Source organism: Vibrio sp. 9-16B-A1, from assembly GCF_056726165.1.
In genome coordinates this window covers 752,372-766,766 of the sequence record NZ_JBSDZD010000001.1, presented here as the reverse complement: position 1 = coordinate 766,766, position 14,395 = coordinate 752,372, and the positions used below count along the sequence as shown (strand labels likewise).

Below are 14,395 nucleotides of genomic sequence, written 5' to 3'. Positions count from 1 at the left end.
ATCATGCCAAAAATCGTAGTCTTGCCTCATGAAGAGTTGTGCCCGGAAGGGGCGGTACTGGAAGCCGACAGCGGTGAAACCGTACTGGACGTGGCGCTGAAAAACGGTATCGGTATCGAGCACGCCTGTGAGAAGTCGTGTGCCTGTACCACCTGTCACGTGATCATCCGTGAAGGCTTTGATTCGCTGGAAGAGAGCGACGAGCTGGAAGATGACATGCTGGATAAAGCCTGGGGTCTTGAGCCGGAATCACGCCTTGGTTGTCAGGCGAAAGTAGCGGACGAAGACTTGGTGGTTGAGATCCCGAAATATACCCTGAACCACGCGTCAGAAGATCATTAATAAGCTGGATTGACACCAGCCCGGAGCAGTAACAGGCTTTTTACCACGTACCACGTACCACGTACCACGTACCACGTACCACGTACCACGTACCACGTACCACGTACCACGAATGACGAAGGAATGAGAGTATGAGCTTAAAATGGACAGATTCGCGCGACATCGCGATCGAGCTGTGTGACCGCTTTCCGGAGACGGATCCGAAAACGGTACGTTTCACCGATCTGCACCAGTGGATTTGTGAGCTGGAGGAGTTTGATGACGAGCCCAACCGATCGAATGAAAAAATCCTCGAAGCCATTATCCTGTGCTGGATGGACGAAACAGACTGACTATTCACCGGATCAGTGAATCCAGCCCACAAAAAACGGACCAGATGGTCCGTTTTTTTTATCAAATTGTATTTTCCTATCAGCATAGTGCTAACATCTTCGGTGCAATCAGTTTTCTGAGCGGCACAGGAGCCGCTTACTAAGGAGAATACATGTCACAACAAATGCCTGTAGCGATTTCACGCCAGGCAGCGCAGCCTCACTGGGGTGACAAAGCGCTGCTCTCTTTTGGCGAACAGGGCGCAACGATTCATGTAACCGATAACGAACTGGAGTCAGTACAGCGCGCAGCGCGCAAGCTGGACGGCCAGGGGATCAAAAACGTATGCCTTCAGGGCGACGGTTGGGGTCTGGAAACCATCTGGGCGTTTTACCAGGGCTTCCGCAATCAGAAGAACACCAGCAAGGTAGAGTGGAGTGAGCTTGAAGGCGAAGCAGAAGCTGAGCTGAAAGCGCGCATTAAAGCCGGTGACTGGGTTCGCGATATTATCAACAAGAGCGCGGAAGAAGTCGCGCCGCGTCAGCTTGCCACCATGGCCGGAGAGTTCATCAAGTCTCTGGCTCCGGAGCACGTCAGCTACCGCATCGTTAAAGACAAAGATCTGCTGACCGAAGGCTGGACAGGGATCTACGCGGTTGGCCGTGGCTCTGAGCGCACTTCAGCGATGCTTCAGCTGGACTACAACCCGACCGGCGATGAGAATGCACCGGTATTTGCGTGTCTGGTGGGTAAGGGCATCACCTTTGATTCGGGCGGTTACAGCCTGAAACCATCGAACTTTATGGACGCGATGAAAGCGGACATGGGCGGTTCTGGCATCATCACCGGTGGTATGGCTCTGGCGGTAATGCGCGGCCTGAACAAGCGTGTGAAGCTTGTCCTGTGCTGTGCGGAGAACATGGTATCGGGTCGCGCGCTGAAACTGGGCGATGTGATCAAATATAAGAACGGTAAGACGGTTGAAGTGATGAACACTGACGCTGAAGGCCGCCTGGTGCTGGCTGATGGTCTGCTGTATGCCAACGAGCAGAGCCCGGAGCTTATCATCGACTGCGCTACCCTGACCGGTGCGGCGAAGAATGCGCTGGGCAATGATTACCACGCGCTGCTGTCGTTTGACGATGAGCTGTCTCACCAGGCACTGAGCTGTGCCCGTGAGGAAAGTGAAGGTTTGTGGCCTCTGCCTCTGGCTGACTTCCACCGCAGTATGCTACCGTCAAACTTTGCTGACCTTTCTAACATCAGCAGCGGTCAGTATTCGCCGGGTGCCAGCACAGCTGCAGCATTCCTGTCTTACTTTGTTGACGATTACAAAAAAGGCTGGCTGCACTTTGACTGCGCCGGTACTTACCGTAAAGCTGCTTCAGACATGTGGTCCGCCGGTGCAACCGGTATGGGTATCCGTACCCTGGCCCGTCTTTTGACTGAACAGGCAAAATAATAATTTTGGGCGGGGGCAGGTACTCCCGCCGTTTATAAAGCAGAAGTAAAGGACATCTTATGGCTCTGGAAAGAACTTTTTCAATTGTTAAACCTGATGCGGTAAAGCGAAACCTGATTGGTGAAATCTACCACCGTATCGAAAGAGCAGGTCTGCGTGTGATTGCTGCCAAAATGGTTCACCTGACCGAAGAACAAGCCGCCGGCTTCTATGCCGAGCACGAAGGGAAGCCGTTTTTTGGCGAACTGAAAGCCTTTATGACCTCAGGCCCAATTATGGTTCAGGTTCTGGAAGGTGAAGGCGCCATCGCCCGCTACCGCGAGCTGATGGGTAAGACTAACCCGGAAGAAGCCGCCTGCGGCACCATCCGCGCCGACTACGCACTGAGCCTGCGCTATAACTCAGTCCACGGCAGCGACAGCCCGGTTTCGGCTGCACGCGAAATTGAATACTTCTTCCCGCACTCTGAGATCTGCCCGCGTACGGAAGATTAAGAGTTGCGATAAGGGTTAAGGAGCGCTGCAGGTTTTTCAGGTCCTGGGGCGCTTCGCTCAGGGGACCTGGGCTCCGGGGGCTTTTCCCGAAACCCAGGACCCAGTAACCCAGGGCCGTTGCTCACTTCCTTCAAACTTTGCTCTTCTGGTTAAAATTTAATCAGTTCAATTTCAACCCCTTCCCAATAACCCTTCCCGCTACCCCTTGTTGTTACTGGGTAAAGGCTGTACAATTCGCGCCCTTAATTCTTGTTCCGTCATTGAGAGGCACCATGACCACAGCTAAAGTCAATCTACTCGATTTTGATCGTAAAGGGCTGCGCAAATATTTTGCGGAAGAGCTCGGCGAAAAACCGTTTCGCGCCGATCAGATAATGAAGTGGATCTACCATTTTGGTTGTGATGACTTCGAACAGATGACCAACATCAACAAGAAACTGCGTGAAAAACTGCAGCGCGTGGCTGAAATCCGTGCCCCGTATGTTTCTGAAGCGCAGCACTCTTCAGACGGCACCATCAAGTGGGCGATGCGCGTAGGTGACCAGGACGTGGAAACCGTGTACATCCCGGAAGACGACCGTGCGACCCTGTGCGTCTCTTCTCAGGTGGGCTGTGCGCTGGAGTGTAAGTTCTGTTCGACTGCTCAGCAGGGCTTTAACCGTAACCTGAAAGTGTCGGAAATCATTGGTCAGGTGTGGCGTGCAGCACGTGAAGTCGGGCTTGAGAAAGAGACCGGCCGCCGTCCGATCACCAACGTGGTGATGATGGGCATGGGTGAGCCGCTGCTGAACATGAAGAACCTGATCCCTGCGCTGGAAATCATGCTTGATGACCTGGGTTTTGGCCTGTCCAAGCGCCGCGTAACGGTATCGACTTCTGGTGTGGTTTCTGGCCTTGACCAGATGACAGGCAACATCGACGTCGCGCTGGCGATTTCCCTGCACGCGCCGAACGACGAGCTGCGCAGCCAGATCATGCCAATCAACGACCGCTGGAACATCGATGATTTCCTGGCTTCAGTACGCCGCTATATCGCGTCTTCCAATGCCAACCGCGGTAAGGTAACCGTCGAGTATGTGCTGCTTGATCATGTCAACGACGATATGGATCATGCAAGGCAGCTCGCAGAATTGCTGAAAGATACCCCGGCGAAGATCAATTTGATTCCATTCAACCCATATCCTGGTTCACCATACGGTAAGCCGAGTAATTCACGCATCGATCGTTTTATGAAAGCTTTGATGCAGTACGATTACACGGTCACCGTTCGTAAAACCCGTGGCGATGATATCGATGCTGCGTGTGGCCAGTTGGTGGGGGATGTGATTGACCGCACCAAACGTACTAAAAACAAACAAAATGGGGAACCAATCCCGGTAACCAGTATCTGATGTGATGTTCGTTCCGGTCCACTTCCCCAGCTCGTTGGGGGAGTGTGATGTTCGCAAGGTTTGTATACATAATTCTGCTTAGTTTGTTGTCAGGTTGTGTTACAGTTACAGACGATCGAACAGATTCGTCTTTTGACAGGGTGCGCGCCGCTGAAGCGCGGATTAACCTGGGATTGAGCTACATGGCTTCTGATGACATGGTCAAAGCCAAAGAGAACTTCCAGGTCGCGCTGAGTTATGCACCGGATTACTACCGCGGTCTGATCGCTATGGCTCACTACTACGATAAAGTCAGTGAGTCTGAGAAGGCGCGCGAAACCTATCAGAAGGCATTGAGGGAGTCACCCGATAACGGGGACGTGCTTAATAACTACGGGGCCTTTTTGTGTAAACACGGCGAGTATGAACGCGCCGATGCATTCTTTAACCAGGCCATTGAAGTTCCTTATTACTATCTTATCTCTGCCAGCTATCAGAACGCGGCGATGTGTGCCCTGAAGAGCGGGGATAAGGATAAAGCACGTTACTATTTCAGCCGTGCGCTTGACCACGAGCCCAACCGGACGGTTGCTATTTTGCAACTGGCCCAGCTGGAAATTGAAGCTCAGGAGTTAAGGCAGGCAAGGGTCAGACTGATTAAGTTTCACCACCAGTTCGGATACAGAGCGGCAAGCTTAGGGTTGCTGATTGAACTAGAACAAAAAGCGGGCAATGCTGCGGTAGCAGAGCGTTATCGCGAAATTTTGGCGCAGAAATATCCGGACTCTATCCAGTATCAAGAATATGTCGCAAATGAATACGGAAAACACTGAGAACACCAATGCAGAAAGTGAAGCACCGCGCCTCAAACCCGGCACGATGCTCCGCCAGCAGCGCGAATCTCTTGGCTGGTCACAAAAAGAGATAGCCGATCGTCTCCGTCTCCGCGTCGCGGTGATTGAGAGCATCGAAGAAGACAATATAAAGTCCAACCAGGTAGCCACTTTTACACGTGGCTATTTGCGATCTTATGCCCGGCTGGTTGGGCTGGACGAAGAACATATCCTGGCGGTATTCGACCAGCAGTATGGCCAGCAGGAGCAGGAAAACCACAAAATGCAGAGCTTTTCCCGTAAAACCAAGCGGGAGAAGAGCGACAGCCGTATTATGCTGCTGACCTGGGGCATCATGCTGGTACTGGCCGGTATCTCATCAGTTTGGTGGTGGCAGAACCAGGAAAAAGACACGCTGTCTGTCGCTGAGCTTGAGTCTCAGGCGGTGACAGAGCAGGCCCCGGAAGTGGTGGTCGACAGCGCGCTGCTTGACTCCCCGGTGGTTGAAGTGCCGGAAGCTGAAGTGGCCGTCGCTGAAACTGTCGATGAGCCAGTCAAAGATACTGTTCCTGAATCGTCTGTTGAGCCTGAAGTAACCACTGAGGAGCCGAAGGCTGAAGCGAAGCCGGAAGCGCCAGTGAAGCCTGCGCCGGCTGAGCAAAAGCCAGCAGTTGCGGCTAACCAGCTGGAAATGTCATTCAGTTCAGACTGCTGGATCCTTATCAAAGATGCGACCGGCAAAACCCTGTCTACCGGGGTGAAGAAGTCAGGTCAGTCTTTGTCTCTTCAGGGCAAGCTCCCTTATAACGTAGTACTTGGTGCACCGGAAGGCGTCACCATGAGATTAGCCGATGAAGCGGTAGACCTTTCTGGGTATACTGCAGGCAAAGTCGCGAAATTCAAATTACCCTAGAAGCAATTATGCAACACGAATCTCCAATTAAACGTCGCCCATCGACTCGAATTTACGTGGGTGACGTGCCAATCGGTGACGGCGCCCCTATTGCGGTGCAGTCAATGACCAACACCCGCACTACCGATGTCGATGCGACCGTAGCGCAGATCCGTGCACTGGAAAAAGTGGGCGCGGATATCGTACGCGTTTCTGTACCGACTATGGATGCTGCGGAAGCGTTTAAGCAGATCAAACAGCAGGTTTCAGTACCACTGGTGGCGGACATTCACTTTGATTACCGAATCGCGCTGAAAGTGGCGGAATACGGTGTGGACTGTCTGCGCATTAACCCGGGCAATATCGGCAAAGAAGACCGTATTCGCGCGGTGGTAGACTGTGCCCGTGACAAGAACATCCCGATCCGTATCGGGGTGAACGGCGGTTCGCTGGAAAAAGACATCCAGATGAAATATGGTGAACCAACGCCGGAAGCGCTGGTGGAATCGGCGATGCGCCACGTGGACATCCTGGACCGCCTGAACTTTGATCAGTTCAAAGTGAGCGTAAAAGCGTCAGACGTCTTCCTGGCCGTAGACTCATACCGTTTGCTGGCTCAGAAGATCGATCAGCCACTGCACCTTGGGATCACCGAAGCCGGTGGCGCCCGTGCAGGTGCAGTGAAATCGGCGGTCGGTCTTGGCATGTTGCTGGCCGAAGGCATCGGTGACACCCTGCGTGTTTCACTGGCGGCTGATCCGGTAGAAGAGATCAAAGTCGGTTTTGATATTCTGAAATCACTGCGTATTCGCTCGCGCGGGATCAACTTTATTGCCTGCCCAAGCTGTTCACGTCAGGAATTTGATGTGATCGGTACGGTGAATGCGCTGGAAGAGCGCCTGGAAGACATCATCACCCCGATGGACGTATCCATCATCGGTTGTGTGGTAAATGGTCCGGGCGAAGCCGAGGTCTCTCACATGGGGATCGCCGGCGGTAACAAGAAGAGCGCTTTCTACGAAGACGGTAAACGTCAGAAAGAGCGCTTTGATAACGACGATCTGGTGAACCAGCTGGAAGCGAAGATCCGCGCTAAAGCATCGATGCTGGATGAAAACAACCGCATCGACGTTCAACAGACAGAAAACAACTAATCTCAACGGTAAAAACTGTGGCAAAGACTATTCAAGCAATCCGGGGCATGAACGACTGCCTCCCAACACAATCTCCACTTTGGCAAAAAGTAGAGAACACGGTGAAACATGTGATCAGTGCGTACGGTTACAGCGAAGTACGCATGCCAATCGTTGAGATGACCCATCTGTTCAGCCGCGCTATCGGTGAAGTGACCGACGTGGTTGAGAAAGAGATGTACACCTTTGATGACCGTAACGGCGACAGCCTGACCCTGCGTCCGGAAGGCACCGCGGGTTGTGTGCGCGCCGGTATCGAAAACGGTCTGCTGTACAACCAGGAGCAGCGCCTGTGGTACATGGGCCCGATGTTCCGTCACGAGCGCCCTCAGAAAGGCCGTTACCGTCAGTTCCACCAGTGTGGTGTGGAAGTGTTTGGTATCGACGGTCCGGATGTGGACGCTGAGCTTATCATGATGACCGCGCGCCTGTGGCGTGAGCTGGGCATCGACAAGCACGTGCGTCTGGAGCTGAACTCGATCGGTTCTCTTGAAGCGCGCGCGAACTACCGCACCGCGCTGATCGCCTTCCTGGAGCAGCACATCGACATTCTGGATGAAGACTGCAAGCGTCGTATGCACACCAACCCGCTGCGCGTTCTGGACACCAAGAACCAGGACATTCAGGCGGTTCTGGCAGATGCACCTCAGCTTCAGGACTACCTGGACGAAGAGTCGAAAGCTCACTTTGCCGGTCTGTGTGAACTTCTGGACGCGGCAGGTATCGAATATCAGGTAAACCAGCGTCTGGTACGTGGTCTGGATTACTATAACCGTACTGTTTTTGAGTGGATCACCGAAAGCCTGGGTGCCCAGGGTACCGTTTGTGGCGGTGGCCGCTATGATGGTCTGGTTGAGCAGCTGGGTGGTAAAGCCACTCCGGCAGTAGGTTTTGCGATGGGCCTTGAGCGTCTGGTACTGATGCTGGAAGAGCTGGACCTGGCTCAGACCCGCCGCGCAGTAGACGTGTACATGGTAACCGCTGGTGAGGGTACTACCCTGGCTGGTATGAAGCTGGCCGAGCAGCTGCGTGAAGCCCTGCCGGGTATCCGCATCATGAGTCACTTCGGTGGCGGCGGCTTTAAGAAACAATTTAAACGTGCCGACAAAGTTGGCGCGGTAACCGCACTGGTACTGGGCGAAAATGAAGTCGCTGACGGTACTGTTGTAGTGAAGGACCTGACCGGTGGCGAACAAACCACCGTAGCGCAGGCGGATGTCGCCGCTTCGCTTAAGCATTTGATTTAAAGAGGACAGGACGTGGAACTCTACGATACTGAAGAACAACAGGTAGAAGCCATCAAAGAGTGGTGGAAGGAAAACGGTAAAGCGGTCATTCTGGGCGCGGTTGTGGGCCTTGGCGGTATCTTCGGCTGGCGTTATTACCAGGACAGCCAGGTAGCAGCTCAGGAAGCAGCTTCAAAGGCATACACTCAGGCGCTGGCTGCGATTGTGCAGCAGGGTGCTGACAGCGCAGAGAGCACTCAGGCTTTCATCGACGCTAACAAGGACTCTCAGTATTCGGTTCTGGCTGCACTGCAGCTGGCCAAAGCTCAGGCTCAGGCAGGTGAACTGGAAGCGGCCCTGAAGCAGCTGGAGTGGGCGCAGGCGTCCAACCAGGATGTGGCGGCAGAATCTCTGATCCGTTTCCGTATTGCCCGCGTTCAGGCAGAGCTTGAGCAGTTTGACAAGGCATTTGCTTCGCTGGACGCGATTAAGGCTGAAGCGTGGAAAGCGCGCGTGGCTGAACTGCGTGGCGACATCCTGCTGCGTCAGGGTGACAAAGCGGGTGCTTACACCGCTTACACTGAAGCCGAGCAGGCACAGACAGCCGGTGAAAACCCGCTGCTGAAAATGAAATTGGACGATCTTGCCAGGTAAGGTGTAACAGATGAAAAAAATGCTCAGCAGAGCACTGATGTGTGCCGTCGTACTGGGCGGCGTAGTTGGTTGCGCCAGCGAGGAAGACACCATAGTGATGTCGCCACTGCCTCAGGTTAACAGTCAGTTCACTCCTTCCGGAGAATGGAGTGCCGCTGTTGGTGAGGGTGTTGGGCATTATTTCTCCCGGCTGAAACCAGCTTACGCTTACGACAAAGTGTTTGTTGCCAGCCGTGATGGCGTGGTGAAAGCGCTTGATCCGCAAACGGGTAAAACCATCTGGAGCCAGAACCTCGGTAAAGAGAGCAGTGCCCGTCTGTCCGGCGGTATTACTGCTTCCTACGGTAAACTGTTTATCGGCAGTGAGAACGGCCAGGTGCTCGCACTGGATGAAGAAACCGGTGAAGAGCAGTGGCGCACTGACGTGGAAGGCGAAGTGCTTGCTGCACCGGCAACCGATGTGAACCTGGTGATGGTTCATACCAGCCGCGGCGTGATGGAAGCACTGGACCCTGAAAACGGCGACCAGGTCTGGACCATCAGCAGTGAAGTTCCGGCGCTGACCCTGCGTGGTGACAGTGCACCTGTGACTATCTCGGGTGGTGTGTTCTGGGGAACGGCGAATGGTCGTCTTGCCGCAGCGATTGCGCAGCGTGGCCAGCTTATCTGGCAGCAGCCGGTAGGTAACCCGAAAGGCTCAACTGAGATCGACCGTCTGGTTGACGTAGATGCGTCTCCGCTTCTGATTGGCGGCATGCTGTACACCGTTGGTATCAATGGTCAGCTGGTCGCGATTGACCTGCGCTCAGGTGCGCCGACCTGGAAACGTACTTACTCTTCGGCGACCGATATGGCGACCGATGACAGCCAGATTTACCTGGTGACCGACAAAGATCACCTGGTTGCTGTCGATGCCCGCAGCGGAACCGAAATCTGGAGTAATGACCAGCTTCAGTACCGTCAGCTGACAGCTCCGGCGATCATCGGTGGCAAGCTGGTGGTCGGTGACAGTCAGGGCTATCTGCACTGGCTGGATACCGAAAGCGGCGAGTTTGTTTCCCAGCAACTGATTGACAGCAGCGGTCTGGCGGTAGCTCCGATCCAGGTTGACGATGGCTACGTGCTGATGACCCGTTCAGGTAGAGTGCTCAAGCAGAAGCTGAACTAGCCGTCAATAGCACACCGTTAATCGGTGTGATACAATTCACAATCGGCTCCTTGCTGAACTTCAGCCAGGAGCCGTTTTATTGCTAACGTGTAGTTATAGGTAAGCCCGGAAAGCTTACCTATAACTACATCAGAATTTCTAGATTACAGAGGTAGATATGATTCCTGTTGTTGCTCTGGTTGGGCGCCCGAACGTTGGTAAATCAACGTTGTTTAACCGCCTGACCCGCACGCGTGACGCACTGGTAGCGGATTTCCCAGGCCTGACCCGGGACCGTAAATATGGCCAGGCTCAGCTGGGTGAACATGAATTTATCGTTATCGATACCGGCGGTATCGACGGCTCCGAAGAGGGCGTAGAAACCAAGATGGCTGAGCAGTCGCTGGCGGCGATTGATGAAGCCGACGTAGTGCTGTTTATGGTAGATGGCCGTGCGGGCCTGAACCCGGCCGACCGTGCGATCGCCGATCACCTGCGTAAGCTTGAAAAAACATCCATGCTGGTGGTTAACAAGATCGACGGTATCGACGCTGACTCGGCCTGTGCCGATTTCTGGCAGCTGGGTGTGGACCAGATGTATCAGATTGCTGCGGCTCACGGCCGTGGTGTTGCGGCGCTGATTGACCGCGCACTGAACCCAATCGCTGAGCAGATGGCAGCAGAGCAGGGCGGTATCGAAGACCTGACTGAGTTTGAAGACCAGGAAGAGAAGCTGGATTACACCGAAGAAGAAGCGGAAGCAGAATTCAAGCGTCTTCAGGACCAGCCAATCAAGCTGGCTATCATCGGTCGTCCGAACGTGGGCAAATCTACCCTGACTAACCGTATTCTGGGTGAAGAGCGCGTCGTGGTTTACGATATGCCAGGCACAACCCGTGACTCTATCTACATCCCGATGCAGCGTGACGAGCGTGAATACGTTCTGATTGATACCGCCGGTGTTCGTCGCCGTACCCGTATCAATGAGACCGTAGAGAAGTTCTCAGTGGTTAAAACCCTGAAAGCGATTGAAGATGCCAACGTGGTGATGCTGGTTATCGACGCGCGTGAAAACATCTCTGACCAGGACCTTAGCCTGCTGGGCTTTGCCCTGAATGCCGGCCGTTCTATCGTGATTGCGGTAAACAAGTGGGATGGTCTGGACACTGACGTAAAAGAAGCGGTGAAGAAAGAGCTGGACCGTCGTCTTGGCTTTGTGGACTTTGCCCGTATCCACTTTATTTCAGCCCTGCACGGTACCGGTGTAGGTCACCTGTTTGAATCAGTGGAAGAAGCGTACAAGTCCGCGACTACCCGTGTGGGTACCTCGGTACTGACCCGTATCATGAAGATGGCACAGGAAGACCACCAGCCGCCAATGGTTCGTGGCCGCCGTGTGAAGCTGAAATACGCGCACGCCGGTGGTTACAACCCGCCAATCATAGTGGTTCACGGAAACCTGGTACACGAACTGCCGGATTCCTACAAACGTTACCTGATGAACTACTACCGCCGTTCACTGGAAATCATGGGTACCCCAATCCGTATCCAGTTCCAGAGCAGCGATAACCCGTTCGAGGGTAAGACCAACAAGCTGACCCTGTCTCAGGAGCGTAAGCGTAAACGTCTGATGTCTATGATGAAAGGGCGTAAAAACTAAATACCGGAAAGGCGCCTCAGGGCGCCTTTTTTAATGCACGATAAACAAGAGAACTAAGATGCAGCCAACCAAAGTATTGTTTTCGAAAGGCGTGGCAGAGAGCGACGCCAGGGTATTACTGGTCTCAGGCCGCGATGTGGTAACAGAGCAGACACCGTTTCACCCGGTCAGCCATATCTGGCCGGATCATCCGGCGGACAAAGGCTGGATGGAGTTTAACGGCCAGCGCAGTGAGGTGACTGACTGCCTGACCGGGGCGGTGGAGCTGGCCAGTGGTGAGCTGTATGTCGGGGAGCAGATCCCCGTAAAACGCGACAGCGAAGGCTGGGTGTTTGTGGTAGTACACCGGCTGGCAGAAGAGTCAGATGCTCCGGCCACTGGTGACTCAGTCCGTCTGCTGGTGGATAAGGACTACCAGGACAGCCTCAGTCGCGGCCACAGTGCCGGGCACATTGCCTACCTGGCACTGAATAAAGTTCTGGGTGAGGGCTACTGGCGTAAAGAGGCAGACCGTAAGGACCCGCTCGGCTGGCCGGATTTCAACAGCTACGCTCAGGTGAGCAGTGTGGTGACGCCGGACCGTTGTCATGATGTTTACCGTCTGGGTAAAACCCTGCGTAAGCGTGGCCTTAACAGCGCAGATGTGGTGAAGGAGCTGAATCAGATTACACAGCGTGCTAACCAGCAGGTTGCACAGTGGCTGGCAAACCCTGGCCCGGTTGAACTGGAATGTCAGGGTGAAGCGCTGACCGACTCGCGTTACTGGCGTTGTCAGCTCGACAGTCAGGTTGTAACACCCTGTGGCGGCACTCACGTCAGTCATCTGTCAGAGCTGGGCGAAGTTGAAATTACACTGAGTGAAGTTGATTTACAGCATATTGAAATGCACACTTGTGTAAGAAAGTAAGATCGAATAGTAAATATCGCAAAGTGCTGGCTGAAATGTCACTTCTGGAGTTTTTATCTGTTTAAAATCCAAATGCAGAACATGTAACTTATGCTTTCGGGGTGTGGTTATATAAAAATTCTTTTCGGGGGAGATCGCTGATCATTTGTGTTATGGCAGACGATCCGATAAAGATCCCGCACAGTCAGAATAGCAGGCAGAAGGTTATCTATCAGCAGCTTAGCTGTGCCAAAGTGGTATTAGGTGTGATCTGTGTCATGGTTTGCAACGGATCCGCTGTGACATAGTGGAGCGGCTTATAAATAACAGGAGTGAAATAATGAGCGAGAATCAGTGCCCTGAATGCAAAAGCGACCTGGAGTGGGATGGTGGCAACTACCGCTGTGATTTCTGTTCGGTCGCTTATCGCAAAGTTGGTTTCTGTCCGGAGTGCGGCGATAAGCTGGAGAAGCTGCAGGCCTGTGGCGCGGCGAACTACTTCTGTAACAGCTGCAATGAGCTTAAATCGAAGTCAAAAATCCGCTTTGAATTTCAGAAGGTTTGATCCGGCTATTCGCTCAGTTAACTACTGAGCGGACTTCTCCGTCAGCCAGTCGCGTAACCAGGGTATCCCCGCTCTGCAGCTGGTCTGCGCTGGTCACCACATCCCCTTTCTCTGTCTGGGTAATGCTGTAACCACGTTTCAGGGTCGCCAGCGGGCTGACGGTATCGAGCTTTTCTGCTGCCAGTGACAGCTGGTGACGGGTGAGCAGCAGCTTTCTGTCCATTGCATCAAGCAGTTTCTGGTGACTGCGGGTCAGATGATTCTGGCGTGCTGCCAGCTGACGGGCCGGGCTGGAGAGCGCAAGACGGTGCTCGAGCCGTTCAGTTTTCGCTGCTGAAAGTGCCAGTCTGTCCTGCATTGCCCGTTCAAGGCGCAGGCTCAGCTCATCAAGCTGCTGGGACTGCTGTTGCAGCCGGTATTGCGGGTGCTGATGGGCAAGGCGTTTTTCCAGCAGCTGCAGCCGGTGGACAAAACCGCCCAGATAACGTTCCGCAGCATAAGCAAGGCGCTGGCGGCGTTGCATCAGGCCCTGCAGCTGGTGACTGTGGTCGCGGCTGATCAGTTCGGCTGCCGCCGATGGGGTTGGCGCGCGCACATCGGCAACAAAGTCTGCGATAGTCACATCCACTTCGTGGCCAACCGCTGACACTACCGGGATCTGGCTGGCAGCGATGGTGCGGGCAACGATCTCTTCGTTAAAGCACCACAGATCTTCCAGCGAGCCGCCACCACGTCCGACAATCAGTACATCACACTCATCACGACTGTTGGCCCGTCCGATCGCCTGAGCGATGGAAATCGCCGCGCCTTCGCCCTGAACCATGGTCGGGTAGATGACCACTGGCAGGCCGGGATCGCGTCTTTTCAGTACGTTGAGAATATCATGCAGCGCTGCGCCGGTTTTGGAGGTGATAATGCCGACCCGTTTCGGGTGTTCCGGAAGAGGCATTTTGCTGCTCTGGGCAAACAGGCCTTCAGCGGCGAGCGACATTTTCAGCTGCTCGAACTGCTGTTGCAGGCGTCCGTCGCCTTCCGGCTGCATGCTTTCGACGATCAGCTGGTAGTCACCGCGTGGTTCGTAAAGGGAAAGACGTGCTTTAACCAGAACCTGGTTGCCGTTTTGCGGCTTAAACGTGACCCGGCGGTTGTTGCCGCGGAACATGGCGCACTTAACCTGGGCACGGCTGTCTTTAAGGGTAAAGTACCAGTGACCGGATACCGGCGCAGAGAAGTTAGACAATTCACCAACCAGCCAGACAATACCCATCTCGTTTTCCAGCAGAAGACGAACTTCGGCGTTCAGGCGGGAAACAGTAAAGATGTTTGGGTTGCTGTTTTGGTGACTGAGAGAGGGCACGC

Annotated in this window: 15 protein-coding genes; 14 read left to right on the top strand and 1 reads right to left on the bottom strand. The window is 54.0% G+C overall.

The window, feature by feature from the left end:
* Window positions 1-3 precede the first annotated feature (3 nt).
* The 14 genes from fdx to ACVB80_RS03405 all read left to right on the top strand — a co-directional run bounded on the left by fdx (window position 4) and on the right by ACVB80_RS03405 (window position 13,036).
* The gene (gene fdx / locus ACVB80_RS03470) at window positions 4-342 is read left to right on the top strand and encodes an ISC system 2Fe-2S type ferredoxin (protein WP_481079864.1); all 339 of its coding nucleotides are present in this window, start codon (window positions 4-6) and stop codon (window positions 340-342) included.
* Between the two features lie 131 nt (window positions 343-473).
* A complete protein-coding gene (gene iscX, locus ACVB80_RS03465) occupies window positions 474-674 on the top strand; it encodes a Fe-S cluster assembly protein IscX (protein WP_481079863.1) in 201 nt (66 codons plus the stop codon).
* Between the two features lie 152 nt (window positions 675-826).
* Window positions 827-2,116, top strand: coding sequence for an aminopeptidase PepB (pepB, locus tag ACVB80_RS03460; protein WP_481079862.1), 1,290 nt, complete (start codon window positions 827-829; stop codon window positions 2,114-2,116).
* A 59-nt stretch (window positions 2,117-2,175) separates the two neighbouring features.
* Window positions 2,176-2,610, top strand: a complete 435-nt coding sequence (gene ndk, locus ACVB80_RS03455; RefSeq protein WP_481079861.1) for a nucleoside-diphosphate kinase — start codon at window positions 2,176-2,178, stop codon at window positions 2,608-2,610.
* Window positions 2,611-2,882: 272 nt separating this feature from the next.
* Entirely contained in the window at window positions 2,883-4,001 is a 1,119-nt protein-coding gene (gene rlmN / locus ACVB80_RS03450; RefSeq protein WP_481079860.1) for a dual-specificity RNA methyltransferase RlmN, read from the top strand.
* Window positions 4,002-4,048: 47 nt separating this feature from the next.
* Window positions 4,049-4,813 (top strand): type IV pilus biogenesis/stability protein PilW, encoded by a 765-nt coding sequence (gene pilW / locus ACVB80_RS03445; RefSeq protein WP_481079859.1) that lies wholly within the window; start codon window positions 4,049-4,051, stop codon window positions 4,811-4,813.
* Entirely contained in the window at window positions 4,794-5,726 is a 933-nt protein-coding gene (locus ACVB80_RS03440) for a RodZ domain-containing protein (protein ID WP_481079858.1), read from the top strand. The genes pilW and ACVB80_RS03440 overlap by 20 nt, the downstream gene beginning before the upstream one ends.
* A gap of 8 nt (window positions 5,727-5,734) precedes the next feature.
* Window positions 5,735-6,859 carry a flavodoxin-dependent (E)-4-hydroxy-3-methylbut-2-enyl-diphosphate synthase gene (ispG, locus tag ACVB80_RS03435; protein ID WP_481079857.1) on the top strand — a complete coding sequence of 375 codons (1,125 nt, stop codon included), beginning with the start codon at window positions 5,735-5,737 and terminating at the stop codon, window positions 6,857-6,859.
* Window positions 6,860-6,876: 17 nt separating this feature from the next.
* A complete protein-coding gene (gene hisS / locus ACVB80_RS03430) occupies window positions 6,877-8,145 on the top strand; it encodes a histidine--tRNA ligase (protein WP_481079856.1) in 1,269 nt (422 codons plus the stop codon).
* 12 nt (window positions 8,146-8,157) lie between these two features.
* Complete coding sequence (locus ACVB80_RS03425) at window positions 8,158-8,778, top strand: YfgM family protein (RefSeq protein WP_481079855.1); 621 nt, start codon at window positions 8,158-8,160, stop codon at window positions 8,776-8,778.
* Window positions 8,779-8,788: 10 nt separating this feature from the next.
* Window positions 8,789-9,946 carry an outer membrane protein assembly factor BamB gene (gene bamB / locus ACVB80_RS03420; RefSeq protein ID WP_481079854.1) on the top strand — a complete coding sequence of 386 codons (1,158 nt, stop codon included), beginning with the start codon at window positions 8,789-8,791 and terminating at the stop codon, window positions 9,944-9,946.
* 157 nt (window positions 9,947-10,103) lie between these two features.
* Window positions 10,104-11,585 (top strand): ribosome biogenesis GTPase Der, encoded by a 1,482-nt coding sequence (gene der, locus ACVB80_RS03415; RefSeq protein ID WP_481079853.1) that lies wholly within the window; start codon window positions 10,104-10,106, stop codon window positions 11,583-11,585.
* A gap of 58 nt (window positions 11,586-11,643) precedes the next feature.
* On the top strand, window positions 11,644-12,492 hold the full coding sequence (locus ACVB80_RS03410; protein ID WP_481079852.1) for an alanyl-tRNA editing protein: 849 nt from the start codon (window positions 11,644-11,646) through the stop codon (window positions 12,490-12,492).
* Window positions 12,493-12,811: 319 nt separating this feature from the next.
* On the top strand, window positions 12,812-13,036 hold the full coding sequence (locus ACVB80_RS03405) for a zinc ribbon domain-containing protein (protein ID WP_481079851.1): 225 nt from the start codon (window positions 12,812-12,814) through the stop codon (window positions 13,034-13,036).
* 13 nt (window positions 13,037-13,049) lie between these two features.
* On the opposite strand, the gene xseA is transcribed toward ACVB80_RS03405, so the two are convergent.
* The gene (gene xseA, locus ACVB80_RS03400) at window positions 13,050-14,393 is read right to left on the bottom strand and encodes an exodeoxyribonuclease VII large subunit (RefSeq protein ID WP_481079850.1); all 1,344 of its coding nucleotides are present in this window, start codon (window positions 14,391-14,393) and stop codon (window positions 13,050-13,052) included.
* Window positions 14,394-14,395: the final 2 nt, after the last annotated feature.

Coding starts and splice junctions, on each gene's coding strand:
- fdx (WP_481079864.1), top strand. CDS start 4: ATGCCAAAAATCGTAGTCTTGCCTCATGAAGAGTTGTGCCCGGAAGGG.
- iscX (WP_481079863.1), top strand. CDS start 474: ATGAGCTTAAAATGGACAGATTCGCGCGACATCGCGATCGAGCTGTGT.
- pepB (WP_481079862.1), top strand. CDS start 827: ATGTCACAACAAATGCCTGTAGCGATTTCACGCCAGGCAGCGCAGCCT.
- ndk (WP_481079861.1), top strand. CDS start 2,176: ATGGCTCTGGAAAGAACTTTTTCAATTGTTAAACCTGATGCGGTAAAG.
- rlmN (WP_481079860.1), top strand. CDS start 2,883: ATGACCACAGCTAAAGTCAATCTACTCGATTTTGATCGTAAAGGGCTG.
- pilW (WP_481079859.1), top strand. CDS start 4,049: ATGTTCGCAAGGTTTGTATACATAATTCTGCTTAGTTTGTTGTCAGGT.
- ACVB80_RS03440 (WP_481079858.1), top strand. CDS start 4,794: ATGAATACGGAAAACACTGAGAACACCAATGCAGAAAGTGAAGCACCG.
- ispG (WP_481079857.1), top strand. CDS start 5,735: ATGCAACACGAATCTCCAATTAAACGTCGCCCATCGACTCGAATTTAC.
- bamB (WP_481079854.1), top strand. CDS start 8,789: ATGAAAAAAATGCTCAGCAGAGCACTGATGTGTGCCGTCGTACTGGGC.
- der (WP_481079853.1), top strand. CDS start 10,104: ATGATTCCTGTTGTTGCTCTGGTTGGGCGCCCGAACGTTGGTAAATCA.
- ACVB80_RS03410 (WP_481079852.1), top strand. CDS start 11,644: ATGCAGCCAACCAAAGTATTGTTTTCGAAAGGCGTGGCAGAGAGCGAC.
- ACVB80_RS03405 (WP_481079851.1), top strand. CDS start 12,812: ATGAGCGAGAATCAGTGCCCTGAATGCAAAAGCGACCTGGAGTGGGAT.